Origin of the sequence: uncultured Marinobacter sp. (assembly GCF_947488835.1) — a bacterium.
Classification (GTDB): domain Bacteria; phylum Pseudomonadota; class Gammaproteobacteria; order Pseudomonadales; family Oleiphilaceae; genus Marinobacter.
This window is the reverse complement of record NZ_CANLBK010000001.1, coordinates 1,252,835-1,277,172: the sequence shown is the minus strand read 5'-3', so window position 1 is coordinate 1,277,172 and position 24,338 is coordinate 1,252,835. Positions and strand designations below refer to the sequence as shown.

Here is a 24,338-nt window from a genome sequence, read left to right as displayed (position 1 = left end):
TTTGCTATGCTTTACAGATAGCTGGCCAATTTTCTTAAACCGGTTTCTGTAACGGGAGCAAAGGCTCATGCCACAGCACGCTGGAGGCAGTTTATCAGATGCGCTGTTTTCCGCCGATTCTGTGCGCCGTATCGATCAGTATGTTATCGAACAACTGGGTGTTGATGGCTTCGACCTGATGCAGTCTGCCGCCCATGCTGCGTTCCGACAGCTGGTTTTGCGCTGGCCGCAGGTTGAATCCTTGCTGGTTCTGTGTGGTGCAGGCAATAACGGTGGAGATGGATACCTGATAGCGGCAAATGCGCTGCGGGACGGTCTGGGTGTGCACTGTGTTGCGGTTGCACCCACGGATAAGCTAAGCGGAGCTGCCCGTAAAGCCTGGCAAAAAGCGGTTGCCGATGGGGTGAATGTTCGCGAATTGGCAGATGTCGGCGAAGTGGAATTGGACGGTCTGATTGAACGCGCCGCGCTTATTGTCGATGCGATGTTGGGTACCGGTGCCTCCGGCGCTCCGAGAGAACCCTTTGCCAGCACTATTGCCCGAGCCAACTCTCACGGTCTGCCCGTACTGGCGGTTGATGTGCCGTCCGGGCTGAATGCGACAACCGGCGCCGCTAAAGGTGAGGTCGTTCAGGCAGCCATGACCGTTACATTTATCGGTCGCAAGGCTGGTCTGTATACCGGGCAGGGACCGTCAGTATGTGGTGATGTGGTGTTTGAGCCATTGGGTACAGGCACTCATGCTGGGGAAACCCCGGTGGCGAGGCTTCAGAACTGGGACACTGTTCAGCGCTGGATACCCCGGCGCCGGGCTAACGCCCACAAGGGGCAGTTTGGGCATGTTCTGATAGTGGCAGGGGATCGTGGCTTTGGCGGCGCTGGTATATTGGCGGCAGAAGCTGCGGCACGCTCCGGAGCGGGGTTGGTTTCATTGGCAACCCGTCCTGAGCATGTAACTGCAGCACTGGCGCGCTGCCCATCGGTTATGGTTCACGGGTTGATACACGGCTCGGAGTTGCCTTCGTTGTTAGCTTCGGCAACGGTCGTGGTGTGTGGTCCTGGTATCGGGCAGAGCGCCTGGGGACAGCAGATGCTGCAGCAGGTGATAGAAAGCGGCAAACTCCGAGTTCTGGATGCAGATGCCCTGAATCTGCTTTCAAAGCGAGTAGCTGTACCAGCCAATAATCAAATACTGACACCGCATCCGGGTGAGGCTGCCAGATTGCTGAATTGTTTGGTTCCGGAAGTAGAAGCAGATCGCCTGGTTGCAGCCAACAGGCTGCAGTCGCTTTATGGTGGTGTGGTTTTGCTCAAGGGCGCGGGTACCGTGATCGCCTCTGGCGATGCGGCTGTGGATGTGGCTGGTGGCAGCAACCCCGGTATGGCGACGGGAGGCATGGGTGATGTGTTATCGGGAATTATCGGTGCAGTGTATGCCCAAATGATTGAGTCACCCGCGCATGCTGCAGCAATAGGCGCCGTTGTACATCTTGAAGCTGCAACCAGAGCATCGGCGAAGCTGGGGTATGTGGGGCTAGTACCCACGGATGTGATCGATGCCTTGCCGCAGGTATTCCGGGAAGCTGAGCCAGGCGTTAGCAGCGACAAGGAGGCTGAATGACTGTTTTCGGGAATGAGCGCCGGTTTTTTCTGGACGGAGAGGTTGAAACCGAGGCCTTGGGCCGTGAACTTGCCCGCTTGGCGAAAGAGTCAGATCAGGGGCTGATCGTATTCCTGGAAGGTGACCTGGGAATGGGTAAAACTACGCTCAGTCGCGGAGTTATACGGGCTCTTGGGCATGAGGGCGCTGTGAAAAGCCCCACCTATACATTGGTTGAGCCGTACGAAGATTTGACGCCTCCCGCCTACCATTTTGATCTTTACCGGTTGGGCGACCCAGAGGAGTTGGAATACATGGGTATCCGGGATTATTTCACCGGCCAGAGTGTTTGTCTTATCGAATGGCCGGAGCGTGGCGAAGGCCTGCTCCCGGACCCGGATCTTGAAGTCCATCTCGAGCATCAGGGCGAAGGGCGGTCCGCAGTGATTCGGGCCCGTTCCGAGTTGGGTGCGTCGCTACTGAATGAATTGGAATTGATTGGGCCGGACCATTAACCGGCCGAAACTGGACAGCAGAATAAACAGGCACGCTGTATGAAAAGACATAAGCTTACGATAAACGTAATGGTGGCCTTGGCGTTCATGTGGCTGCTGATTGCATCCCTCCATGTACAGGCTGGCACTAAGGTGGAGGGCATTCGCATCTGGCCAGCTCCGGATCACACGCGGCTGGTGCTGGATACCGAAGGCAAGGTTGAACACAACATGTTTGCGCTGAGCAATCCTTCGCGGTTGGTGATTGATCTCAAAAATACCCGGCTGAGAACAGACTTCGACAAGCTTGACCTTGCCGGCAGCCCGATCCGCCGCATTCGAAGTGCGCCACGTAACGGCACCGACCTGAGGGTGGTGCTCGATCTGGCCAGCGACATCAAACCCAGAAGTTTTCAGCTTGAGCCCAACCAGCAGTATGGCCACCGTCTGGTGCTGGACTTGATCGATGAGAGTGGCAGTCGCCTGGAGAAAGCGACCCAGCCAACGGTCACTCATGATTCAGCAGGCAAGCGCGATGTGATTGTGGTTATTGATGCAGGCCACGGTGGCGAAGACCCGGGTGCTATTGGTCCAAGAGGTACCAGGGAAAAAGACGTGGTGCTGAAAATGGCCCATATCCTCAAGGATATGATCGATAAACAGCCAGGCTATACCGCAAAGCTGACCCGCACCGGCGATTACTATATCGGCTTGAGAAATCGTACCATTCTGGCCCGCAAGTACAGTGCCGATCTGTTTGTCTCGGTGCACGCAGATGCCTTCCGCACGCCGCAGCCCAAGGGAGCTTCCGTATTTGCCCTGTCTCAGCGCGGTGCAACGAGTGAAACGGCACGCTGGTTGGCCCAGAGTGAAAATCGTTCTGACTTGATCGGTGGCACCGGTGGCGTGTCGCTCGACGGTCGCGACGACATGCTGGCAGGTGTCTTGCTCGATCTATCCATGACGGCCAGCATCAATGCAAGCCTTGGTGTGGGCAGTTCAATACTGGGCGAGCTGAATGGTGTTGCGCACCTGCACAAGCCCGGTGTGGAGCAGGCAGCGTTTGCGGTTCTAAAATCTCCGGATATTCCTTCGATTCTTGTGGAGGCTGGCTTCATCTCCAATCCTCAGGAAGAGAAAAATCTGTCTACAGATTGGTACCGCAAAAAGCTCGCAGGAGCCATAGTGAAAGGTATCAATCAGTATTTCCAGAAAACGCCCCCGCCGGGAACCTTGCTGGCGTGGCAGAAACAGAATGGCCAAGGCAGCGGGCGCATCAGCAAGTATCGGGTTCGAAGCGGCGATACCCTGTCAGGGGTGGCTCGTGACAATCAGACAACGGTAAGCGAACTGATGCAGTTTAACGGCCTGAGGGATGACCGTGTTATGGTGGGCCAAACCATTCGTATCCCCTCATCCTGATTTAAGAGGTAGCCCCGAAACATGCCCTCCATCCGATTACTCTCGCCGCGGCTGGCAAACCAGATTGCTGCCGGTGAGGTGGTTGAGCGCCCCGCATCTGTTGTCAAAGAACTGGTTGAAAACGCACTCGACGCTGGCGGAGACCGCGTAGAGGTTGAGGTAGAGCAGGGCGGTGTAAAACTGATCCGGGTTCGTGATAACGGCTGCGGTATCGCCGAAAACGACTTGCCTTTGGCGCTAAGCCGCCATGCTACCAGCAAAATAGCCAGTCTTGATGACCTGGAATCCGTGGCGTCCCTCGGGTTCCGCGGCGAAGCGCTGGCCAGTATAAGCTCCGTGTCGCGGCTCGCCCTGACTTCGAAAACCGAGGGGTGTGAGGCAGCGTCCAAAGTGGAGGTAGAGGGCCGGGAAATGGACGCCCGAATCTCTCCGGCTGCGCACCCTGTCGGCACCACCGTTGAAGTGCGGGATTTGTTTTTCAACACGCCGGCGCGGCGTAAATTTCTGCGTACCGAGAAAACCGAATTCAATCATGTGGAAGAGTGCGTGCGGCGCCAAGCCCTGAGCCGGTTTGATGCTGGTTTTACCCTGCGCCATAACCAGCGGGTTGTGCACAACCTCCGACCAGCGGATTCCGTGCTCGACAAAGAGCGTCGAATTGCGGCCCTTTGCGGGCAGAAGTTTATCGATAGCGCGGTAGTGATTGATGCTGAAGCCACTGGTTTGCGCCTTTGGGGTTGGGTTGCCTTGCCGACGTTTTCCCGCAGTCAGGCTGATTTGCAGTATTTCTTTGTTAACGGCCGAGTGATTCGCGACCGGTTAGTCGCCCATGCTGTGCGTCAGGCATACCGGGATGTGCTTTACAACAACCGCCACCCTGCATTTGTTCTTTACCTTGAAGTAGACCCGGCTACTGTTGATGTGAACGTACATCCGACCAAGCATGAAGTGCGCTTTCGCGATGGGCGGCTGGTGCACGATTTTATCTTTCGAACACTGCATAAAGCCTTGGCAGACGTGCGGCCGGATGACCACTTTCGGGGCGCGGTGGCGCAGTCGTTCGGTCGTGAAACGGCCGGCCAAGGCGAGGTGGCCGGTGCTGGTTCCGGGTATGGGTCGCAACAACCCTGGAATGGGCAGCCTGCCATTCCGTCAACAGGCGAACATGCGCAAGCATCCGGGTTTGGCGGGCAGCCAGCGCCTCAACAAGAGTGGCGAGCCAGTGACCAGATGGCCTTCTACAATTCCCTCGGTGGCGGTGGTGTCAGTGGTCCGCAAGAGTCAGTGTCGTTTGGCACCACGGCGGCTGCGCCGCTGGATCAGTCAAGCGGTGAGGGCAGCAACGAAGAACCACCTCTGGGGTATGCCATTGCCCAGTTGCACGGCATTTACGTTCTGGCCCAGAGCAGCGCCGGAATGATCGTTGTGGACATGCACGCCGCCCATGAACGCATTACTTACGAACGAATGAAGCGAGCGCTGGCTGAACAGGATCTCAAGAGCCAGCCGCTGTTGGTGCCCTTATCGCTTGCGGTCAGCCAGAAAGAAGCCTCCCTGGCCGAAACCCATGGTGATAATTTGCAGCAGTTGGGCTTGCAGATTGAGCGTATCGGGCCAGAAACCCTGGCCATCAGGCAGGTGCCGGCGCTTCTGCGAGGTGCTGATACAGAACAGCTCGTGAGGGATGTGTTGTCTGATTTGATCGAGCATGGCCAGAGCGATCGCGTTGAAGCGGTTACCCATGAGCTGCTTGGTACCATGGCCTGTCACGGGTCGGTGCGAGCCAATCGGCAGCTAACCGTTCCGGAAATGAACTCCCTGCTGCGGGATATGGAAGCGACGGAGCGCAGCGGCCAATGTAACCACGGGCGCCCCACCTGGACACTGGTTACGCTTGGGGAATTGGACAAGCTGTTTCTACGGGGGCGCTAGATTGTCATTGATGGATACATCCAATACGCCTCAAGCCTCAAAACCACCAGCCATCTTTCTGATGGGGCCGACTGCGTCGGGTAAAACCGACCTGGCCATGGCGCTTTGTGATCAGCTGCCGTGTGACATTATCAGTGTTGACTCGGCGATGATCTACCGGGGGATGGATATAGGTACAGCCAAACCCTCAGCGGAGGAATTGGCCCGGGCCCCCCATCGACTGATTGATATCTGTGATCCTGCCGACACCTATTCTGCTGCCGATTTCCGCAGGGATGCGTTGTTTGAAATGGATCGAATTTCCCGCGCAGGCCGTATACCCCTTTTGGTAGGCGGTACCATGATGTATTTCAAGGCGTTACTGCATGGTATGTCTGGGTTGCCTTCTGCGAGCCCAGAGCTCCGTAAAACCCTTGAGGCCGAGGCGGAGCGGCTTGGATGGTCCGCGTTGCATCAAGAGCTGGAGGCCTGTGACCCGGTAGCAGCGAAATTGATTCACCCGAATAACCGGCAGCGTCTTTTGCGCGCACTGGAAGTTATCCGTCTCACTGGCAGACCGATTTCGGCTTTTTGGGAGGCGGATGCCAGCCAGCAGCCGACGCAAGATGCAAGTCGAGAAGGCATTGAGGATTACACCTACTATACTCAATGGCAGGCAGACGAAACTTCATCGCTTCCGTATACTGTCACGCAGCTTGCCATGGTGCCCCCTGAGAGGGTCGTGCTTCACGACAGGATACAGCGGCGCTTCCTCAAGATGCTGGAGATGGGGTTTCTGGATGAAGTTCGGGGCTTGATGGCCAGAGGCGATTTACACCCGGAACTTCCTTCCATGCGCTGTGTCGGATATCGCCAGGCATTGAGTTATCTGAGCGGTGCTGATGATTATGACGTATTTGTAAGCAAAGGCGTTGCGGCCACCCGGCAGTTGGCCAAACGGCAGCTTACATGGCTTCGAAAGTGGTCTGATTTGAATTGGTTGAACAGCGAAGACGGGTTTATCGTTGAAGCAGCCTTGAAAACGGTGCGACACCACACCACATTTAACACTCAATAATGACGATCTGCATTTACTAAAAAACAGGAGAACACACATGTCAAAAGGGCACTCGTTACAAGACCCTTACCTCAACGCCTTACGCAAGGAACGCATTCCGGTATCCATCTTCTTGGTTAACGGTATCAAACTGCAAGGGCAGATAGAGTCTTTTGACCAGTTTGTTATTTTGCTGAAAAACACTGTCAGCCAGATGGTCTACAAGCACGCAATCTCAACCGTTGTACCTGCCCGGAACGTTCGCCTTCCCCAGCAGAACCCAGCGGGAGAGGATGAGCCTGAAGACTGATTTGATCAGGGTTTCGGTGGTGCCACCCGCGTTCCTGAAGGGCCTCTTGGTTCTGATGGCCGCGGGTGTTTGTTTTTATAATTCCAACAAACCGATTCTAGCGGAGTTGATGCCCATTGTTTGATCGCCCGGATGTAGGTGAGCGAGCGATACTCGTCCACATCGAATTTTCTTCCCACGACGGCACTGAAGATCCGGAAGAGTTCCGGGAGCTTGTGAGGTCCGCCGGAGTTGAAGCGGTTGGAATTGTGACCGGTACCCGAAAACAGCCCAGTCCCAGGCTTTTTGTGGGAGAAGGTAAGCTCGAAGAGATTCAGGATGCAGTAACGCTGCATGAAGCCGACGTTGTTCTGTTCAACCATGCGCTCAGTCCCAGCCAAGAGCGAAATATTGAGCGAGAGCTGAAGTGTCGCGTATTGGATCGCACCGGCGTAATTCTTGATATTTTTGCCCAGCGCGCCCGCACTCACGAAGGTAAGTTGCAGGTAGAGTTGGCGCAGCTCGATCACATGTCAACGCGACTGATCCGAGGATGGACGCACCTTGAACGCCAGGGTGGTGGAATTGGTCTCCGTGGCCCGGGTGAAACCCAGCTCGAAACCGACCGCAGACTATTGCGCGAACGAATGAAGTCTATCTACAAGCGGCTTGAAAAAGTTCGCAAACAGCGTAACCAGGGGCGTCGTGCCCGCAAACGCGCTGATATCCCGACAGTGTCGCTGGTTGGCTATACCAACGCCGGCAAGTCCACGCTATTTAACCGGATCACCACGTCTACCGTTTACGCCGCGGATAAATTGTTCGCGACCCTCGATCCCACCATACGGCGTTTGGAACTTCCCGATATCGGGCCGGTCGTAATGGCGGATACTGTAGGCTTTATCCGGCATTTGCCCCACAAGCTGGTTGAAGCATTTCGTGCAACTCTGGAAGAGACCACCGAAGCCACTATTTTGCTGCACGTTGTTGATAGCCATGACAGCCGCCGTGATGAAAATATTGAGCAAGTAGAAGCGGTGCTGGCGGAAATTGGTGCCGATGAAATACCGGTTTTGCAGGTGTTTAATAAGATCGATCTGTTGGATAACTTTGTGCCGAGGGTTGAGCGCAATGAGGACGGCGTGCCTGTGCGTGCCTGGGTGTCGGCGGTTACGGGTGAGGGTCTGGATGGTCTTTACGATGCCATTGTTGAGCGCCTGGCTGAAGATGTTGTCCACCACTTTGTTTTGCTCGGGCCTGCTGATGGCAAGCTCAGGGCGCTGCTGCATGAGGCCGGATCGGTACTGAGTGAAGACCACCGTGAAACCGGCGAGACAGTACTTGAAGTTCGACTGCAATACCGGGACTGGATGCAGCTTCTGAGCCGCGCAGGAATTAGTGAAGAACTGGTGCGGCTGGATGAAGGGCGCGCCTGAAACCATTGCAGCTATTGCCGGGACGAAGATAAATCCCTAGTATTTGCAGCCATTCGATATCTTAGGAACTTGGAGAGCACTATGGCCTGGAATGAACCGGGTGGAAACCGCAACGATAAAGATCCCTGGGGAACTGGTGGTCGTCGCGGTAATGATCAGGGGCCACCAGACCTCGACGAGGCGCTGAAGAAGGGCCTCGACAAGCTGAATAAAATGCTGGGTGGCAAGGGCAAAAAGTCCGGTGGCGACAGTGGCAGCGGTGGTTCAGGAGGAGCGGGCAGCTTTGGTGCCGTTCTCGCCCTGGCGGCCATTATTGTTGTGGGCTATGTCATTTTTCAGTCGTTCTACACGGTAAACGAGCAGGAGCGCGCGGTTGTTTTGCGATTTGGGGAATATGCCAAAACGGAAAGCCCTGGCCTCAGGTTCAAAGTGCCGCTGATTGATGATGTGACCAAAGTACGCGTGACCAACGTCAGAACGGCTCAGTCCAGCGGCCAGATGCTGACGCAGGACGAGAACCTGGTAACAGTTGATCTGCAGGTGCAGTATCGTGTGAACGATGCTCGGGATTATGTACTGAACGTTCGGGATTCCAACCAGGCGTTGGCATTTGCAACCGACAGTGCGCTGCGTCACGAGGTGGGCAGTTCAACTCTCGATGACGTGCTGACCGAAGGGCGTGCCGAGTTGGCTGTTCGTGTTGAGCAGCGGCTTCAGGGCTTTTTGCAGGAATACGGCGCCGGGCTTGGGATCGTTCGAGTGAACGTTGAAAGCACGCAACCACCCGCAGCGGTGCAAGACGCCTTCCGTGAAGTTCAACGTGCCCGTGAAGACGAGCAGCGTGTGAAGGAAGAGGCAGAAACCTACCGGAACAAGGTTGTTCCAGAGGCTCGTGGTCAGGCTCAGCGCATGATTGAAGAGGCAAGTGCCTACAAGCAGGAGGTCATTGAGCGCGCTCGTGGTGAAACTGCGCGTTATCTCGAGTTGTTGGCTGTGTATCAGATGGCACCTGGAGTCACTCGTGAGCGTATGTACTTGCAGACTATGGAAACTGTTCTTTCCAACAGCAGTAAGATTCTTGTGGATACCGAAAGCAGCGGCAATATGATGTATTTACCGCTGGATCGTCTGACCCAGGGCGCGTCGTCAAGAAGTGGCAGCCAAACCTCTGGAGCCGGCGGCCAGGCAGATATTCAGGCGGTAACTGACCAGGTGATTCAAGAACTGCGAACCAGGCAGGATACTAATACGCGGAGGAGCAGATAATTATGGGACCTAAAAGTGTAGTGGGTCTTGCAGGCGCTCTTATCGTTGTCCTGCTGGTACTGTCGAGTGTTTTTATCATTCCGGAAACCCATCGCGGAGTTATGCTGAGGTTTGGTGAGTTGGTCGAGACCGACATCAAAGCGGGTATTCACTTCAAGGTGCCGGTTATCGATCAGGTTCGGGAGTTTGATATCCGGGTGCTGACCATGGATCTGCCTTCAAGGCAGTATCTGACGGTCGAAAAGAAGCCGCTGGACGTTACCTCTTACATTGCCTGGAAAATTCGCGATGTGGATCAGTTCTATCGTGCAACCGGTGGGGATGAGTTCCGTGCCCAATCACTACTGCAGTCCCGTGTAGACAACGGCTTGCGTAATGAGTTCGGTGTTCGCACTATGCATGAGGTGGTCTCTGGCCAGCGTGACGAGCTTATGCATAATCTGCGCGATCAGGTTAACGAAACCTCTGTGAAGGAATTCGGGATTGATGTAAAAGATATACGCGTCAAGGCAATCGAGTTCCCGGGGCAGGTGAGTGAAAACGTATATCGCCGGATGGCGACAGAGCGTGAGAAGCTGGCTCAGGAATTCCGTTCACGTGGGCGCGAATTAGCTGAAGGTATTCGCGCGGATGCCGATCGTCAGAAAACAGTTACTCTGGCAGAAGCATTTGCATCGGCTGAAGAAACCCGTGGTGAAGGGGACGGTGAAGCTGCGCGCATCTACGCAGAGGCCTATGGCTCTAACCCGGAGTTTTATAGCTTCTATCGTAGTCTTCAGGCCTACCGGAATACCTTCTCCGGTAAAGACGACCTGATGGTTATCGATGCCAAAAGCGACTTCATGAAATTCCTGAAGGACTCGAAGGGCGGGAGCTAAAACCTGCTCGATTGACCGAAAAACCGGAATGCCAAGGTATTCCGGTTTTTTTGTGTCTGCCAACAGTGTAAAATCCCTCAGGTTTTGGTTCGGGTTTTTCTGCCCTGAATGTCACCCTAAAAACCTGCGCGCTTATTCTGTACTAAATACAGGGGTGTGCGGGATGGACAACGGAATCTCATGACAGTATCTGATCGCTGGTTACTGCCGGACGGGGTGGAGGATATCTTGCCGCCACTGGCCGGACAGATAGAATCCCTGCGCCGGGATGTAATGGATACCTGCCAGCGCTGGGGCTACCAACTGGTAATCCCACCGCTCATTGAATACCTCGAATCCCTGTTTACCGGAACCGGACACGATCTGGAGCTGCAAACCTTCAAGCTGACCGATCAGCTGACGGGGCGCATGATGGGTGTTCGGGCCGATATGACTCCCCAAGCTGCGCGCATCGACGCACACACTCTGGGGCAGGAAGGCATCACACGTTTGTGTTATGCCGGCCATGTTCTGCATACCCGTCCCAAACACATGCTTGCCAGCCGCACGCCTATTCAGGCTGGCTGTGAGATGTTTGGCAGTGCTTCTGAATCTGCAGATCTGGAAATCATCAGTTTGATGCTGGAAGCGCTGCGTGTTGCCGGTCTGCCTCGCGTGCATCTTGATCTGGCTCATGTGGCCATCTACGAAAGCCTGATCGGTGAAGCCGGGTTTGATCGCGATACAAGTGCTGCTATCTTCGACGCCATGGGGCGCAAATCAGTGCCTGAGCTGGACAGACTTCTGGGTGACTGCCCCAAGGGCTCTGCGGGCGCTCGCCTCCGCGAGCTTGCACGGGTTAGCGGTGGTGCGGAAGCATTGACTGAAGCACGCAGAATCCTGAGTGGTGCCTCCGACAACCTTAGCGCCGCACTGGACCAGCTTAGCCGGGTTGCCACGATGCTTGAAAGGGACTTCCCCGAAGTCAGTTTCGGGTTCGATTTCTGTGAATTGCGTGGATACAACTATCACACAGGCCTGGTGTTTGCAGCCTATGTGCCTGGCCATGGTGACTCGATTGGCAAGGGTGGCCGATACGATGCCATTGGCAGCGATTTTGGCCGGGCTCGCCCCGCCACCGGCTTCAGCCTGGATATACGGGCATTGGTGTCGTTGGGCTCACGCCCTGTCAATCACCGCAAAGCTGTGTGGGCACCTGCTGAAAAAGACTCAGAGCTGGAGCAGGCAATATCGGAACTGAGAAAGACAGACATTGTCATCCGGGCACTTCCGGAAGACATAAAGGCAGATCCCTCTACCCGGGGATGTGACCGGAAGCTGGTAAAACAGGGTGATCGTTGGGTCGTACAGGGGCTGGGTTAAACTCAGCAGGCTGCTACGAACACATGAAGGTACATTTGCCAAATTTGCGAGACGCACGCTTTATCGTGTGCGCATTGAGAGAGAATCATGGGTAAAAACGTTGTTGTGCTGGGCACCCAGTGGGGTGATGAAGGCAAGGGTAAGATCGTCGACCTGTTGACTGAAAAAGTTGCAGCGGTGGTTCGTTTTCAGGGAGGCCATAACGCGGGCCACACTCTGGTTATCGACGGCAAAAAAACGGCTTTACACCTGATTCCTTCCGGCATCCTCCGGCAGAACGTTCAGTGCCTTATTGGTAACGGTGTTGTGGTATCGCCGGAAGCTTTGCTGAAAGAAGTTCGTGGGCTGGAAGCATCAGGTGTAGATGTTCGTGACCGACTGCGTATCAGCCTTGCGTGCCCGATTATCCTGCGCACCCACGTGCGTATCGACCAGGCCCGTGAGCGTGCCAAAGGTAATGACAAGATCGGTACCACCGGCCGTGGTATTGGGCCTGCGTACGAAGACAAGGTGTCTCGCCGCGGTGTTCGGCTTGGAGACCTGCACAGCCCGGCAGACTTTGAAGAGAAGCTGCGGGAACTCATGACCTATCACAACTTTGTTCTGACAGAGTATTTCAAGGAAGAAGCCGAGGACATAGATGCGGCTCTGAAGGAACTGTTGGAAATGGGCAACGAAATTCTGCCCATGGCTGCAGACGTAACTGACTTGCTTCACGGCTATCGCAAGCGTGGCCAGGACATCATGTTCGAAGGCGCCCAAGGCTCCTTGCTGGACATCGATCTGGGCACCTATCCGTTCGTCACATCTTCCAACACCACAGCCGGTGGCACAGCCACGGGTTCCGGTTTTGGCCCACTGTATCTGGACTATGTTCTGGGTATTACCAAGGCCTACACTACACGTGTTGGCGCAGGTCCCTTCCCTACAGAGCTTTTTGATCATACAGGTGAGCACCTGGCGATCAAAGGCAATGAGGTTGGTACGACAACAGGCCGCTCCCGTCGATGCGGCTGGTTTGATGCGGTTGCGGTACACCACGCCATTGAAATTAACAGCGTGTCTGGTATTTGTCTGACCAAGCTGGACGTACTTGATGGGCTGGAAACCGTTAAGGTCTGCGTGGGTTATAAAACACCTGAAGGTGAAATGACTCGTCCACCCATCGGTTGTGACAGCTACAAAGATATTGAGCCAATTTACGTTGAATTGCCGGGTTGGAGTGAAAGCACCTTCGGGCTAACGAAGCTGGAGCAGTTGCCGGAAAACGCCAGAGCTTATATCAAGTTCCTGGAAGAGCAAATTGATGCGCCTATCGACATCATCTCTACTGGCCCTGATCGGGTTGAAACCATTACCTTGCGCCACCCCTTTGATGAGTAAGTGGTAAAAGGTTGAAAAAAACCGCCCTACCTTTAATGGTACGGCGGTTTTTTTATTATCAGGGTTTCTCGGCAACGATGGTGGCGCGTTTGGGTCCAGGGTAGCCTTCAATCGTTTTTGAGGGGTCTTCCGGATCGAGAAAATCCTTAAGGGAGTTGAACCGCATCCAGTCTGTGCTTCTTTGCTCATCAGTGGTGGTCTCAGACACATCCACAACTCGGGCGTTGCGAAAGCCGGTGCGATCCAGCCACCGAAGCAGCGTGTCACAGCTTGGTAAAAACCACACGTTGCGCATCTGCCCATAGCGGTCTTCCGGCATCAGGCTGTAGCCTTCAGGGCCATCCACAACCAGAGTTTCCAGCACCAGTTCACCGCCCCGGCGTAGCGTGCCTTTAAGCTCCAACAGGTGATCGAGAGGCGATCGGCGGTGGTAGAGGACACCCATGGAAAAGGTAGTGTCAAAGCTTTCAAGCCCTTCCGGCAGGTCTTCCATGCGTATGGGTAGAAGATCGATGGGGGCTTCGCTCACGTAGCGTTTCACACTGAGGAACTGGAACATGAACAGCAGGCCGGGATCGATACCGATTACACGCTTCGCACCTTCACCCAGCATGCGCCAGCAGTGATAGCCTGAGCCGCATCCCACGTCGAGAATGCGCCGGCCAGTAAGGTCTGAAATATAGGGTGAAACCCTGTCCCACTTCCAATCGGAGCGCCACTCGGTGTCGATATGAGTGCCGAAGAAGTCGAAAGGGCCTTTGCGCCAGGGCATGAGGCCCCGCAGGCCGTTTTCCAAGGCTTGTTGTTGGCTTGGATTCAGGCTCGCAGGGGACTCGATGGAAATCGCCGATGAGTTAAGTTCGAAAGCTGCTCCGGGGACATCAGGAAGGCTGTCCATTGCCGACTGCCAGCGCCCGAGATCCCCGTGGGGGGTATCGTCAAATCGCTGGGTCAGCTGGGCTTTGATAATCTCTGCCCAATTGCGTTCGCCATTACTTTCCAGCTCTGCAAGCAACTGCCCGAAATAGCTGCGCCAGTCAAAATGCGCCATGATCTGTGAGTCCTGCGAGTTTGTTCAGTCGGCCTTGATAGCCAGCATGGATACGAAGTTAAAGCACTGGTACCAGACCATTACGCGATCAAAACCCGACTCTTTCAGGCGCTGCGTATGGGCGCTCAGTGTTTCCGGGATCAAAACCTGTTCAATCGCACTGCGCTTCTGGCTTATTTCCAGGTCGGAATAGCCGTTGGCGCGCTTGAACTCGTGGTGCAGGCGGGTTTGAGTGTCTTGTTCATCTTCTGATTCAAAACGAATTTTTTCCGAGAGAATGAGCACTCCGCCGGGGCGTGTGGCTTTCGCGATACGGCTTAAAAGGGCGCTGCGCTCTTCGGGGGGGACAAATTGCAGCGTAAAATTCAGAGTCGTAACAGAGGCGTCTGACAGTTCAGTATTCTGAATGTTTTCGCAGCGAAGGCTCACGGAGAGTGAGTGATCGTCGAGCGCGATATAGTGCTCGCAGCGCTCGATCATGGCAGCGGAATTATCAATGCCCACCAGAGTGCAGTCGCCAAAAGGTATGCCGTGACGCATAGCCAGTGTTGAGGCGCCAAGGGAACAGCCCAGGTCGTAACAGTTGGAGCCGGCTTGTGCGTACTGTTCGGTAATAACTTCTATCATCGGGATGATGGTGGTGTAGCCAGGTACAGAGCGCCGGATCATATCCGGGAAAACGCGGGCTACCGCAGCATCAAAACGAAAATCCTCCGGTTGCCGCTCTGTTGCGAAGAGGCGGTCCGTGAGGGTGTCTGTTGGTTGGTCGGGCTTACCCATTGTCCGCCTCCGGGGCCAGTGGGGAGCAACGCACACCACGCTTTTTGTAATCCACAAGTATGCCCCGGAAAGTCGGGTCAGTGTCAGCTGCGATGGCCATGTAGCCATTCTCGCAAACTGCGTGGAGCTCCGACGACTTTGGGGACATGCGGAACGTCTCGCCCGGCTTGATATGAATCGCCTGGAATTCCCCCAAAGGCACATGATCCTTGTTGTCCGAATGCGTGATTTTCCCGCTCAGTTCCAGCACCAATACGGTGCCGACAATCGCGACCAAAGCGGTCACTAAAAGACTGCGGATACTGTAGCTGGCTTCGTTCTGGCTCATGCCTACCTCGTTTTGAATGTGAGTGGGCGGTCAGTATTGACCGGGGAGTGTAATGGAAGGCGCCTGCAGTGCTCCCAACTGCTCTCGTAAGGACAAAATTTGATCTGACCAGAATCTGGGCTGGCCAAACCAGGGGAAAAAACGTGGAAACGCAGGGTCGTCCCAGCGTTTTGCAAGCCATGCGCAATGGCTGATCTGGCGGTAGCAACGCAAAGGCTCAATAAGGTGTCTTTCGCGGCGATTGAAATCCCGGAAAGTTTCATAGCCTTCCAATAACTCACCCAGTTGTGCCCCGCGCTCGTGATCATCACCGTTCAGAAGCAGCCACATGTCCTGCATGGCGGGGCCGGAGCGACAGTCATCCAGATCCACAAACAGCATCTGTTCATCCCTGCACAATATGTTTCCGGCGTGGCAATCTCCGTGCAGGCGAACAGTTTCAACCTCACCGGCATCTTCAATACGGGCGCGGCAGTATGTCAGCAAGTCTGGTATCAAGCTGTCCCAGGCGGGCCGAAGGTCCTTGGGGATCCAGTCTCCTTCCAGCAAAAGTTGGTTGCTTGTCTCAATGCCATCCATGGGCGATAAGGCCACGCGATGACGAAAGGGCTTGAGAGCCCCGATGTTGTGAATTTGCCCCAGCCACTGCCCAAGCCTGTATAGCGTGTCAGTAACGCTGGTGTCAGGGGCCTGCCCGCCACGCTGGTTAAATGTGGCAAACATGAAATCGCCATGTTTGCCGAGAGTGTCCCCGGAAGGCATCACCAGGGGCGCCACGACGGGAATGTCGGCGGCTAGAAGTTCACGGGTAAACTCGTGCTCCTCACGCACCTGCTCTTCGGTCCAGCGGCCTGGGCGATAGAACTTGGCGATCACCGGAGCGCCTTCATCCAGCCCTACCTGATACACCCGGTTTTCATAGCTGTTCAGGGCAAATAGACGACCGCTTACTGCGAAACCGGCATCCTCCATCGCATCCAGAATGGCGTCCGGGGTTAAGGCATCGTATGGATGGGCTGAAACGTTCATCATAAGGCGAGGCCATGCTGGTAAATGTTGGGCCCAAGTATACCTGCTTGAAAGCGCTCCCGTAATGCGAGTGCGGGATGTTCCTATGGGTTCCGGCATGCCAGAGATTGGGTTAACGTAAACGGTCTCGGTTCCCATTTTCGGGACAGGTTAATTTACAGGCAGCAGGGGCAGTCGGTGGAAAGCGATATTCTGGAAGTGGATACCCTGGTTATCGGGGCTGGAGTGGTTGGCCTCGCGGTGGGCAGAGCTATGGCGCAAGCCGGGTACGAGGTGATTGTGCTGGAGGCTGGAGATCATTTTGGTGAAGGTATCTCATCTCGTAATAGCGAAGTCATTCACGCAGGAATCTACTACCCGGCAAACTCCCTCAAAGCCCGGCTTTGTGTTGAAGGTCGGCGGCAGTTGTACCAATACTGCGAAAGCCATAAAGTCGGGTATCAAAAATGCGGCAAGTGGATTGTCGCTACCAGTGAGGTGCAAAATACCGGGCTTGAAGATATTCAAGCTCAAGCGTTAGCCAACTTTGTTCCCTTGGAGTTGTTCGACGGTCCCACCGTTGCTCGGCAGTTGCCTGAAGTGTGCGTCAGTGCCGGGCTCTGGTCGCCGGAGACCGGCATAGTCGACACCCATGGCTTGATGCTTGCCCTGCTGGGTGAATTGGAAGATGCGGGTGGCTCGCTGGTGCTGCGTTCGCCGGTTGAGCGCATAGAGACTGGGGGAGACTCGCATGTTTTATGGGTTGGTGGTGCTGAACCTTTAAGGGTCAGGGCGCGAAATCTTGTAAATGCCGCGGGCTTGGGTGCGGTGCCACTGACCGGGAACTGGGAAGGGCTTCCCGATGTGCAAAAGCCCTCGCAATGGTTCGCCCGGGGCGTCTATTTCAGCTACGGCGGTCGTCACCCTTTCAAAAACCTGATCTATCCGGTTCCGGAACCGGGCGGGCTGGGCGTTCACCTGACCCTCGATCTTGCTGGTCAGGCGCGTTTTGGCCCGGATGTGGAATGGATAGAGAGGGAGGGTTACGGGGTTGATCCTGAACGGGTGCATTCCTTTGTGGCGGGTATCCGGCAGTGGTGGCCCGGCCTTGCACCAGAGCGTCTTCAGCCAGCGTATGCGGGGATCCGGCCAAAGCTGAAAGATGCGGAGGGCGGCTTTTTTGATTTCCGGATTGACGGCCCCCAGGAGCATGGTGTTCCAGGGCTGGTAAGCCTGTTTGGTATCGAGTCACCTGGGCTGACATCCTGTTTGGCCATTGCGGGTTTGGTGAGGGACAAACTGACGTAACAGCCAGGAAGTTTTATCCCGGCGTTCTGGCCAAGGCCCAAACCTGAATCTCTTTTGCGCCTGCGTCCCGCAGAGCAGACGCGAGTATTCTTACGGTTGCTCCGGTCGTCACCACGTCATCCACAATGGCAATCCGCTCTGGTACCTTCGCACACACCTCAAATACGCCGCGTAGATTTTGCAGCCTGGCTTCTCTGCTCAGACCGCGCTGAGCCTGCACTTTTCGAACCCTGCGGACAATCCCAGCATCGACCGGAATATCCAGAGCATCCCCCAGCCGTTCGGCTATATCCCGGGCCTGATTGAACCCACGCTCGCGACGGCGCGCAGAAATCATGGGTGAGGGAATGAGCACCTGCGGTTTTTCATGGGTTTGATCCCGAAATGTCGATTCGAGGTGGGCCGTAAGGCCTGCAATCAGAGGTCGGACAAACTTGTGCTGCCGGTTGTATTTATATCGGCTGATCATGCCGTCGACCGGATACTGGTAGCGCCAGGGTATAAATGAGCGATCGAAGGGGGGCGGTGATATCAGGCAGTGGCCGCACGCCAGCTCATTGCCGACGTGCGACATTGGTAGGGCACAGCAGCGACAGTGCCACCGGTTAACCGGAAGATCGGCCTGGCAACATTCGCATAAACCATTGTTGGCATTAGAAGAAAGGCAGCCGACACAGTCGCCTTTGGTTTTCTCGCTGTTAACCAGTTTGGAATTTAAGGTTGACAGCCAGCTCAGTCCCTTTATCATCTGATTCATCCGTAAACCCAGAGACCGAAAAAGGTTAACAGGACTTCTGCATGACTGCCACCGCATTACGTCACGATTGGACGCTTCAGGAAGCGCGCTCACTTTTCGAGCTTCCGTTTAATGACTTGTTGTTCCGTGCTCAGTCGGTACACCGCCAGAATTTTGATCCCAATGAGGTGCAGGTAAGCACTCTGCTTTCTATCAAGACAGGCGCATGTCCGGAGGATTGCAAATACTGCCCTCAGAGCGGTCACTACAACACCGGGCTGGAAAAGGAAAAGCTGCTGGAACTTGAGAAGGTGGTTGCAGAGGCCCGGGCTGCGCGGGAAAAAGGCGCATCACGTTTCTGTATGGGCGCTGCATGGCGTAGCCCTACAGTGAAGGATATGCCGTATGTTCTGGATATGGTTCGGGAAGTTAAATCCCTCGGCCTTGAGACCTGCATGACGCTGGGCATGTTGAAGCCTGAGCAGGCGGCAGAGCTGGCTGAGGCTGGTCTGGATTACTACAACCATAACCTGGATACCTCCGAGAAGTACTACAGCCACATTATTACTACTCGTACCTATCAGGATCGCCTGGATACGTTGGAAAACGTGCGTAATGCCGGTATGAAGGTGTGCTGTGGCGGTATTATGGGTATGGGGGAAGATGAGGATGATCGGGTTGGCATGTTGGTTCAACTGGCGAATCTTCCGCAACATCCTGAAAGTGTGCCGGTGAATATGTTGGTGAAGGTGAAGGGAACTCCGATGGAGGATGTGGAGGATCTGGATCCGTTTGAGTTTATTCGTGTTCTTGCGGTAGCTCGAATCATGATGCCGGCTTCCCATGTGCGTTTGTCTGCGGGTCGGGAGACGATGAATGAGCAGATGCAGGCGCTGTGTTTTCTGGCTGGGGCGAATTCGATTTTCTATGGCGAGAAGCTGTTGACGACTTCGAACCCGGAGGCGGATGCGGATATGGCGTTGTTCCGGCGCTTGGGGATTCGGCCGGAGAAGCGGGAGCAGTGTGCTTCTGAGGCGCAGGATGAAGAGGTGATCGTCGAGGCTTTGGAGCACGAGGCTACTCGACATTTATTTTATGACGCTTCTCGGCAAACTGCTTAAACAAACACCGAGTAGGCAGCGGGTGGGGGCTTCTTCTCGGGATACGCTACAAGCACATCCCTGTGCGCTTGTTTCGGGCCGTCCTTGGCCCTCTACAATTCCGAGAAGAAGCCCCCACCCGCTGCTCATAGTATTCGGTTGCCTTCCGCTCAATCATTTCCCGGCCAGTACATACACACGTTGGTCGTTTCTCTGGATGCTCACTCGTGCGTGATTTCACCGCTGAACTGGAACAACGAAAACAGGCTGGGCTATACAGAACGCGCCGGCATATTTCCGGGCCTCAGCAGCCGGTTTTGATCGCTAATGGTAAGCGGTTACTTTCGTTTTGCAGCAACGACTACCTTGGTCTTGCCAATCACCCTTCCAATATTGAAGCTCTCACAGATGCCTTGCCTAAAACGGGGTTGGGTGGTGCGGCTTCTCATCTTGTTTGTGGGCACCATGAGGCGCATCACTTGTTGGAAGAACGTCTTGCGGCGTTTACCGGGCGAAGTTCTGCGTTGTTTTTCTCTACCGGTTATATGGCTAATCTAGGTGTGATTTCTGCGCTGGTGGGGCGTGGCGATACGGTTTTTTCGGATCGCCTGAATCATGCCTCTATTATCGATGGCTGTATTCTTAGTCGGGCGAAGGTGCGTCGGTATGGTCATGGGGATGTAGGGTCGCTTGCGGCCATGCTGGCTGAGACGTCGGGCCACAAGCTGGTGGTAACAGACGGTGTGTTCAGTATGGATGGCGATGTGGCGCCGCTGCGGGAGTTGGCGGCGGTGTGTCGGGAGCACGATGCTTTGTTGGTGGTGGACGACGCTCACGGTTTCGGGGTGCTAGGGCCGCGTGGGCAGGGGAGTGTGGCTGAGCTTGGTCTGTCGGAAGAGGATGTGCCGGTTCTTATCGGCACTTTGGGCAAGGCCGCGGGCACCAGTGGGGCGTTTGTGGCGGGGCCTGAGGTGTTGATGGATTATTTGGTGCAGAAGGCTCGTACCTATATCTACACCACGGCCATGCCTCCGGCACTAGCTTTAGCCAGTTTAAACAGTATTGATTTGATAGAGCAGGGCAGTGAGCGGCGAACCCACCTGCAGAGTCTGATCGATCGCTTTCGGCAGGAAGCGATAGCTATGGGCTACTCGCTTATGCCCTCACGCACACCCATTCAACCCATTATGGTAGGTGACAACTGGGCTGCTCTGGCGCTGAGTCAGGCACTTGAAGAGCGGGGGTTGCTGGTGACGGCCATTCGTCCACCAACGGTGCCAGCCGGTGAGGCGCGATTGCGGGTTACCTTTAGCGCGGCTCATTCCCATGAGGATCTGGATAGCCTGATTCGGGCGCTGGCGGATTGTCGGCACTTGCTGGTTGGCGAGGGTGTTGCGGTATGAGTTTTCCTCGAGAGGGCGGGCGCCTTGTTGTCGTTGGAGGCTGGGGTGTACGCGCAGAAATGTTGGAGGATCTTTACCGGTCCTGGCCAGGCACGGTTGAGGTGGTGTCTCTGAATGACGACCTTATAGCACGCTGCGATTCGGTGGCGGACGTGGCCGATGAGCTTTTATCCCGGTATCCCGGGCCCTCGGTCTGGATGGGGTGGTCTCTCGGCGCGCAGGTTGTTATGGCGGCCGCGAGCAGGAACGCCAGCGCGGTACCTGCTGCGATCACGCTGGCGGGTTTTCCCAAGTTTATTGCTGATGAACGCTGGCTTAACGGAATGTCTGAGGAAGAGTTCGGAGCCTTCAGTAAAGGTTTAAAACGTGAGCCTGAGCGTTACTGGATGCATTTTCTTCTGTTGATGATAAGTGGCTCAGCAAACGCTGTGGCCGAGCGTCAGCGCCTTAAAATCTGGCTTGGTCAGGGCGCGCCGGTAGCTCATTCTAATTTGGTGAAGAGTCTCAAGTGGCTGGAGCGAAGTGATCAGCGCCTGTTGTGGTCCCGTGTGAATGTTCCTGTACTTCATATAACCGGTGCCTGCGATCAGGTGGTGTCGACTTGGGCGGGCGCATTGGAAACTCAACCTTCTTCTATCGAAATCAGCATTCCCGGCATGGCCCATTGGCCAGGTGGCGTGTTTGCAGATGAGTGCTTAGCGGTAATTGAGCAGTTTCTCGAATCCTCCCATGGTATGGCGTCATGAGTATTTTCGCAGCGACTGTTTCCTGCCCGGCAAGCAAGGGCGATATAGCTCGAGAGTTCGGTAAGGCCCGAGACACCTATGAGAGCGCGTCCCGCTTGCAACGGCTGATGGGCGACGCGATGCTCGAGAGGCTGGAAGGGCAAACTGATCCAGATCGCGCCCGCGTTCTGGATCTTGGCTGTGGCACCGGTTGGTTTACCCGCATGTTGGCCAATCTCATGCCCCCGGGGAGCGTGACAGGCATGGATCTTTCGCCCGGCATGATTGAGCACGCGGGCGCGCATAGCCCTCCTGGCGTCGCATGGGTGGTTGCGGATGCCGAGGCTATTCCGTTGCCCGACCAAAGCTGTGATCTGATCTTCAGTAATCTCATGATCCAGTGGTGTGCGACGCCAGCCAGAGTTCTTCAGGAGTGTCGGCGGGTGCTCAGGCCCGGAGGCAAATTAATGATTTCAACGCTTCTGGAGGGAACCTTGAAGGAATTGGATCAAGCTTGGCAGAAAGCGGACCCGGGTCAGAGACATATCAATCGGTTTGAGACGGAAGCAGCGTTCAGGTGCTCGGTGCTCGATGAGTTGCCCGGAGCCGATGTTGAAACGCGTACGTTGCTTCTGCCTTACGCTTCTCCCCTTTCTCTCGCAGCGGAGCTGAAGCAATTAGGTGCGGGCTACAAACATGCCGACAGGCGCCAAACGGTAACAGCACCAGGCCGCTTTCGCGCTATGTGCCAGCATTACCCTGCAGCCCCAGAGGGAGGTGTTATGGCAAGCTACGAAGCAGCCTGGGTTTACTGGTCAGGTCCTGACGCCAACGGCAATACAATGATTAATAAACAAATGGGCTGACTGGCTTTTATGGCTAAAAAAACATTTTTTGTGACAGGAACAGATACCGGCGTTGGTAAGACCATGGTGTCTGCTGCAATTCTGGAAGCCGCGAAAGCGATCGGCAAGCGCACCTTGGGTATGAAGCCTATTGCCTCCGGCTGTGACCAGACGCCGGATGGGCTGCGGAATGATGATGCTCTGATGCTCCAGCGTGCGGCCACGGAATCTCTCGCTTACGATCTTGTAAACCCCATCGCTCTGGAACCGGCCATTGCGCCCCATGTCGCAGCTGTGCAAGCCGGGCGAGCTGTAACCGCGGATCGGTTGATTGGCTTTAGTCGTGGCATGCAGATGCGGCCGGCGGACCTTTTGCTTATTGAAGGTGCAGGTGGCTGGCGAGTGCCGCTGAACGACCGGGAAGTGTACTCTGCAGTGCCTCGTGAGCTGGGGGTGCCGGTGCTTCTGGTGGTTTCGCTCAAACTGGGGTGTATCAATCATGCCTTGTTAACGGCAGAAGCAATTCTTAACGATGGCTTGGTGCTGGCAGGGTGGGTGGCTAACCGCACCGAATCTGTGGCAATGAGTTGTGAGCAGGAAACCCTGAGCTATCTGATGGGGCAGCTCCCAACCCCTTGCCTTGGGGTAATACCCTGGATCGAGGAGGCCAACCCCAAAACCTTGAGCGAGTACCTAAATATTGATTCACTGTTTGAAAATTGATCAATAATATGCCCTAATAGTGTCAATTAATGGTCACCGGAAACTGCAGTTATGATCAATAATACACTCGCAATTGGCATGCAAGGTATTCAGGACGGCATGTACGGCATGGAAAATGCCGCCCGCAAAATTGCCCGTGCGGGTGCGGATGGCCCTCAAGGTAGCGCAGAAACCGGAAGCAGCCTGATTGAGCCGATTATGGACCTGAAACTCTACGAGCGTAGCGTTGAGGCCTCGTCGCAGGTGGTGAAAGTTGCCGATGAAACCCTTGGCACGCTGCTCGACATAGTGGTCTGAGCATTTTTGTCGTGAGTCCGCTTTCGTCACTTCCCCCAGCAATATCAAGCTACTCCACCAGGAGTGGTTCTGGCAGCCCTCCAGCCAGCGAATCATCCGGCCCGTTATCGAACTCAACTTATAATCCTCTTGCTCCGGCTGTCCGCGAGTCTCGCAACACTGGCAATGCGACGGGTGAGGCGCCTTCGGAAACCGGCAGGCAAGCCGTTTCGGCTGCAGATGAAAACGAATCATCGGGTGCAAACCGCAAGGCTGTAGAAGCGGATGCCTCGGAAAAAAAGGTCGGCGGTCTGGATGAGGCGGAGCTGAAGGAACTTACCGAGCTCAAAGCCCGGGATCGTGAAGTGCGTGCCCATGAAGCTGCGCATCAGGCAGTGGGTGGTCAATATGCGGGTGCGATATCACTTTCCTATCAGCGGGGGCCCGATGGTGCCCAATACGCGGTGGGTGGCGAAGTGTCGATTGATATGTCACCCGTCAACGGCGACCCTCAGGCAACCATCGAAAAAATGCGGGTGGTGCGCTCGGCAGCGATGGCGCCGGCAGAACCTTCCGGTCAGGATCGCGCTGTGGCCGCTCAAGCCATGCAGGTTATGCTGCAGGCCCAGTCCGAGCTTGCCCTGGAGCAGAAATCTTCTGACTCCAATGCAGATAAGCCGGCGACTGCTGCGAGTGAAAGTGACGAAGCACCATCCGGTGCCGAGCAGGGTGAGCGCTCTCAGAGTAGCGCTGATCAGCCATTGCCCAGAGCTGCGCTGCAGGCCAGGAATTCCTATCAGAATATTGCAGCGTTTGGGCCAGAGTCTGCCTCCTCAGGGGATGGGTTTCTACCCATTTCAGTCTGAATTTATCATCTGTTAGCCTGCTATTAACTTGGGCCTCTCCCGTTACAAATCCATAAATGCCTGTATCGATTCGAGTGCTGGCTAACCGCGG

At 55.4% G+C, this 24,338-nt stretch carries 24 protein-coding genes; 19 read left to right on the top strand and 5 right to left on the bottom strand.

What is annotated here, in order from left to right; all coding sequences use genetic code 11:
- The first annotated feature begins 67 nt into the window (after positions 1 to 67).
- The 11 genes from Q0824_RS05885 (at position 68) to Q0824_RS05835 (ending at position 13,098) form a co-directional block, all read left to right on the top strand.
- Entirely contained in the window at positions 68 to 1,621 is a 1,554-nt protein-coding gene (locus Q0824_RS05885) for an NAD(P)H-hydrate dehydratase (protein ID WP_298448383.1), read from the top strand.
- The gene (gene tsaE / locus Q0824_RS05880; RefSeq protein WP_298448381.1) at positions 1,618 to 2,115 is read left to right on the top strand and encodes a tRNA (adenosine(37)-N6)-threonylcarbamoyltransferase complex ATPase subunit type 1 TsaE; all 498 of its coding nucleotides are present in this window, start codon (positions 1,618 to 1,620) and stop codon (positions 2,113 to 2,115) included. Before Q0824_RS05885 ends, tsaE begins: the two co-directional genes overlap by 4 nt.
- Positions 2,116 to 2,154: 39 nt before the next feature.
- A complete protein-coding gene (locus Q0824_RS05875) occupies positions 2,155 to 3,516 on the top strand; it encodes an N-acetylmuramoyl-L-alanine amidase (protein WP_298448379.1) in 1,362 nt (453 codons plus the stop codon).
- A 21-nt stretch (positions 3,517 to 3,537) separates the two neighbouring features.
- Complete coding sequence (gene mutL, locus Q0824_RS05870) at positions 3,538 to 5,448, top strand: DNA mismatch repair endonuclease MutL (protein WP_298448376.1); 1,911 nt, start codon at positions 3,538 to 3,540, stop codon at positions 5,446 to 5,448.
- Positions 5,449 to 5,458: 10 nt separating this feature from the next.
- On the top strand, positions 5,459 to 6,505 hold the full coding sequence (miaA, locus tag Q0824_RS05865) for a tRNA (adenosine(37)-N6)-dimethylallyltransferase MiaA (RefSeq protein ID WP_298448373.1): 1,047 nt from the start codon (positions 5,459 to 5,461) through the stop codon (positions 6,503 to 6,505).
- Between the two features lie 37 nt (positions 6,506 to 6,542).
- Positions 6,543 to 6,794, top strand: coding sequence for an RNA chaperone Hfq (gene hfq, locus Q0824_RS05860; protein WP_298448369.1), 252 nt, complete (start codon positions 6,543 to 6,545; stop codon positions 6,792 to 6,794).
- 116 nt (positions 6,795 to 6,910) lie between these two features.
- Complete coding sequence (gene hflX, locus Q0824_RS05855; protein ID WP_298448366.1) at positions 6,911 to 8,209, top strand: ribosome rescue GTPase HflX; 1,299 nt, start codon at positions 6,911 to 6,913, stop codon at positions 8,207 to 8,209.
- 81 nt (positions 8,210 to 8,290) lie between these two features.
- Positions 8,291 to 9,475, top strand: a complete 1,185-nt coding sequence (gene hflK, locus Q0824_RS05850) for an FtsH protease activity modulator HflK (RefSeq protein ID WP_298448363.1) — start codon at positions 8,291 to 8,293, stop codon at positions 9,473 to 9,475.
- Positions 9,476 to 9,477: 2 nt separating this feature from the next.
- Entirely contained in the window at positions 9,478 to 10,353 is an 876-nt protein-coding gene (gene hflC / locus Q0824_RS05845) for a protease modulator HflC (RefSeq protein ID WP_298448360.1), read from the top strand.
- A 180-nt stretch (positions 10,354 to 10,533) separates the two neighbouring features.
- On the top strand, positions 10,534 to 11,715 hold the full coding sequence (locus tag Q0824_RS05840) for an ATP phosphoribosyltransferase regulatory subunit (RefSeq protein ID WP_298448357.1): 1,182 nt from the start codon (positions 10,534 to 10,536) through the stop codon (positions 11,713 to 11,715).
- A gap of 87 nt (positions 11,716 to 11,802) precedes the next feature.
- On the top strand, positions 11,803 to 13,098 hold the full coding sequence (locus Q0824_RS05835) for an adenylosuccinate synthase (protein ID WP_298448354.1): 1,296 nt from the start codon (positions 11,803 to 11,805) through the stop codon (positions 13,096 to 13,098).
- A 58-nt stretch (positions 13,099 to 13,156) separates the two neighbouring features.
- Here the strand turns inward: Q0824_RS05835 and cmoB are convergent, their stop codons facing one another.
- Genes cmoB through Q0824_RS05815 form a run of 4 tightly spaced genes read right to left on the bottom strand, consistent with a single transcriptional unit; the run spans position 13,157 to position 16,289 of the window.
- Positions 13,157 to 14,149: a tRNA 5-methoxyuridine(34)/uridine 5-oxyacetic acid(34) synthase CmoB gene (gene cmoB / locus Q0824_RS05830; RefSeq protein ID WP_298448351.1), complete on the bottom strand. Its 993-nt coding sequence runs from the start codon at positions 14,147 to 14,149 to the stop codon at positions 13,157 to 13,159.
- A gap of 24 nt (positions 14,150 to 14,173) precedes the next feature.
- A complete protein-coding gene (cmoA, locus tag Q0824_RS05825) occupies positions 14,174 to 14,929 on the bottom strand; it encodes a carboxy-S-adenosyl-L-methionine synthase CmoA (RefSeq protein WP_298448348.1) in 756 nt (251 codons plus the stop codon).
- The gene (locus tag Q0824_RS05820; protein ID WP_298448344.1) at positions 14,922 to 15,257 is read right to left on the bottom strand and encodes a kinase; all 336 of its coding nucleotides are present in this window, start codon (positions 15,255 to 15,257) and stop codon (positions 14,922 to 14,924) included. Before Q0824_RS05820 ends, cmoA begins: the two co-directional genes overlap by 8 nt.
- A gap of 30 nt (positions 15,258 to 15,287) precedes the next feature.
- Positions 15,288 to 16,289 carry a serine/threonine protein kinase gene (locus Q0824_RS05815; protein ID WP_298448341.1) on the bottom strand — a complete coding sequence of 334 codons (1,002 nt, stop codon included), beginning with the start codon at positions 16,287 to 16,289 and terminating at the stop codon, positions 15,288 to 15,290.
- A gap of 186 nt (positions 16,290 to 16,475) precedes the next feature.
- On the opposite strand from Q0824_RS05815, the gene Q0824_RS05810 reads away from it, so the two are divergent.
- Positions 16,476 to 17,573: an NAD(P)/FAD-dependent oxidoreductase gene (locus tag Q0824_RS05810; protein ID WP_298449545.1), complete on the top strand. Its 1,098-nt coding sequence runs from the start codon at positions 16,476 to 16,478 to the stop codon at positions 17,571 to 17,573.
- Positions 17,574 to 17,586: 13 nt separating this feature from the next.
- Here Q0824_RS05810 and Q0824_RS05805 read toward each other — a convergent pair whose 3' ends face one another.
- Entirely contained in the window at positions 17,587 to 18,147 is a 561-nt protein-coding gene (locus tag Q0824_RS05805) for a ComF family protein (RefSeq protein WP_298448338.1), read from the bottom strand.
- Positions 18,148 to 18,371: 224 nt separating this feature from the next.
- On the opposite strand from Q0824_RS05805, the gene bioB reads away from it, so the two are divergent.
- From bioB to Q0824_RS05770, 7 genes are all read left to right on the top strand, one after another.
- Positions 18,372 to 19,430 carry a biotin synthase BioB gene (bioB, locus tag Q0824_RS05800; protein ID WP_298448335.1) on the top strand — a complete coding sequence of 353 codons (1,059 nt, stop codon included), beginning with the start codon at positions 18,372 to 18,374 and terminating at the stop codon, positions 19,428 to 19,430.
- A 206-nt stretch (positions 19,431 to 19,636) separates the two neighbouring features.
- Positions 19,637 to 20,812, top strand: coding sequence for an 8-amino-7-oxononanoate synthase (bioF, locus tag Q0824_RS05795; protein ID WP_298448332.1), 1,176 nt, complete (start codon positions 19,637 to 19,639; stop codon positions 20,810 to 20,812).
- Positions 20,809 to 21,558, top strand: coding sequence for an alpha/beta fold hydrolase (locus Q0824_RS05790; protein WP_298448330.1), 750 nt, complete (start codon positions 20,809 to 20,811; stop codon positions 21,556 to 21,558). The genes bioF and Q0824_RS05790 overlap by 4 nt, the downstream gene beginning before the upstream one ends.
- The gene (gene bioC, locus Q0824_RS05785; protein WP_298448327.1) at positions 21,555 to 22,403 is read left to right on the top strand and encodes a malonyl-ACP O-methyltransferase BioC; all 849 of its coding nucleotides are present in this window, start codon (positions 21,555 to 21,557) and stop codon (positions 22,401 to 22,403) included. The genes Q0824_RS05790 and bioC overlap by 4 nt, the downstream gene beginning before the upstream one ends.
- Positions 22,404 to 22,412: 9 nt before the next feature.
- Positions 22,413 to 23,105: a dethiobiotin synthase gene (bioD, locus tag Q0824_RS05780; RefSeq protein ID WP_298448325.1), complete on the top strand. Its 693-nt coding sequence runs from the start codon at positions 22,413 to 22,415 to the stop codon at positions 23,103 to 23,105.
- A gap of 51 nt (positions 23,106 to 23,156) precedes the next feature.
- Positions 23,157 to 23,402 carry a flagellar biosynthesis protein FlgE gene (locus Q0824_RS05775; RefSeq protein ID WP_298448322.1) on the top strand — a complete coding sequence of 82 codons (246 nt, stop codon included), beginning with the start codon at positions 23,157 to 23,159 and terminating at the stop codon, positions 23,400 to 23,402.
- An 11-nt stretch (positions 23,403 to 23,413) separates the two neighbouring features.
- Entirely contained in the window at positions 23,414 to 24,247 is an 834-nt protein-coding gene (locus Q0824_RS05770; protein ID WP_298448319.1) for a putative metalloprotease CJM1_0395 family protein, read from the top strand.
- The last annotated feature ends 91 nt before the right edge of the window (positions 24,248 to 24,338 follow it).

Excerpts from the sequence above, each read along its gene's own strand:
- Q0824_RS05885 (WP_298448383.1), top strand. The coding sequence starts at position 68 with ATGCCACAGCACGCTGGAGGCAGTTTATCAGATGCGCTGTTTTCCGCC.
- tsaE (WP_298448381.1), top strand. The coding sequence starts at position 1,618 with ATGACTGTTTTCGGGAATGAGCGCCGGTTTTTTCTGGACGGAGAGGTT.
- Q0824_RS05875 (WP_298448379.1), top strand. The coding sequence starts at position 2,155 with ATGAAAAGACATAAGCTTACGATAAACGTAATGGTGGCCTTGGCGTTC.
- mutL (WP_298448376.1), top strand. The coding sequence starts at position 3,538 with ATGCCCTCCATCCGATTACTCTCGCCGCGGCTGGCAAACCAGATTGCT.
- miaA (WP_298448373.1), top strand. The coding sequence starts at position 5,459 with ATGGATACATCCAATACGCCTCAAGCCTCAAAACCACCAGCCATCTTT.
- hfq (WP_298448369.1), top strand. The coding sequence starts at position 6,543 with ATGTCAAAAGGGCACTCGTTACAAGACCCTTACCTCAACGCCTTACGC.
- hflK (WP_298448363.1), top strand. The coding sequence starts at position 8,291 with ATGGCCTGGAATGAACCGGGTGGAAACCGCAACGATAAAGATCCCTGG.
- hflC (WP_298448360.1), top strand. The coding sequence starts at position 9,478 with ATGGGACCTAAAAGTGTAGTGGGTCTTGCAGGCGCTCTTATCGTTGTC.
- Q0824_RS05840 (WP_298448357.1), top strand. The coding sequence starts at position 10,534 with ATGACAGTATCTGATCGCTGGTTACTGCCGGACGGGGTGGAGGATATC.
- Q0824_RS05835 (WP_298448354.1), top strand. The coding sequence starts at position 11,803 with ATGGGTAAAAACGTTGTTGTGCTGGGCACCCAGTGGGGTGATGAAGGC.
- cmoB (WP_298448351.1), bottom strand. The coding sequence starts at position 14,149 with ATGGCGCATTTTGACTGGCGCAGCTATTTCGGGCAGTTGCTTGCAGAG.
- cmoA (WP_298448348.1), bottom strand. The coding sequence starts at position 14,929 with ATGGGTAAGCCCGACCAACCAACAGACACCCTCACGGACCGCCTCTTC.
- Q0824_RS05820 (WP_298448344.1), bottom strand. The coding sequence starts at position 15,257 with ATGAGCCAGAACGAAGCCAGCTACAGTATCCGCAGTCTTTTAGTGACC.
- Q0824_RS05815 (WP_298448341.1), bottom strand. The coding sequence starts at position 16,289 with ATGATGAACGTTTCAGCCCATCCATACGATGCCTTAACCCCGGACGCC.
- Q0824_RS05805 (WP_298448338.1), bottom strand. The coding sequence starts at position 18,147 with ATGTCGCACGTCGGCAATGAGCTGGCGTGCGGCCACTGCCTGATATCA.
- bioB (WP_298448335.1), top strand. The coding sequence starts at position 18,372 with ATGACTGCCACCGCATTACGTCACGATTGGACGCTTCAGGAAGCGCGC.
- Q0824_RS05790 (WP_298448330.1), top strand. The coding sequence starts at position 20,809 with ATGAGTTTTCCTCGAGAGGGCGGGCGCCTTGTTGTCGTTGGAGGCTGG.
- bioC (WP_298448327.1), top strand. The coding sequence starts at position 21,555 with ATGAGTATTTTCGCAGCGACTGTTTCCTGCCCGGCAAGCAAGGGCGAT.
- bioD (WP_298448325.1), top strand. The coding sequence starts at position 22,413 with ATGGCTAAAAAAACATTTTTTGTGACAGGAACAGATACCGGCGTTGGT.
- Q0824_RS05775 (WP_298448322.1), top strand. The coding sequence starts at position 23,157 with ATGATCAATAATACACTCGCAATTGGCATGCAAGGTATTCAGGACGGC.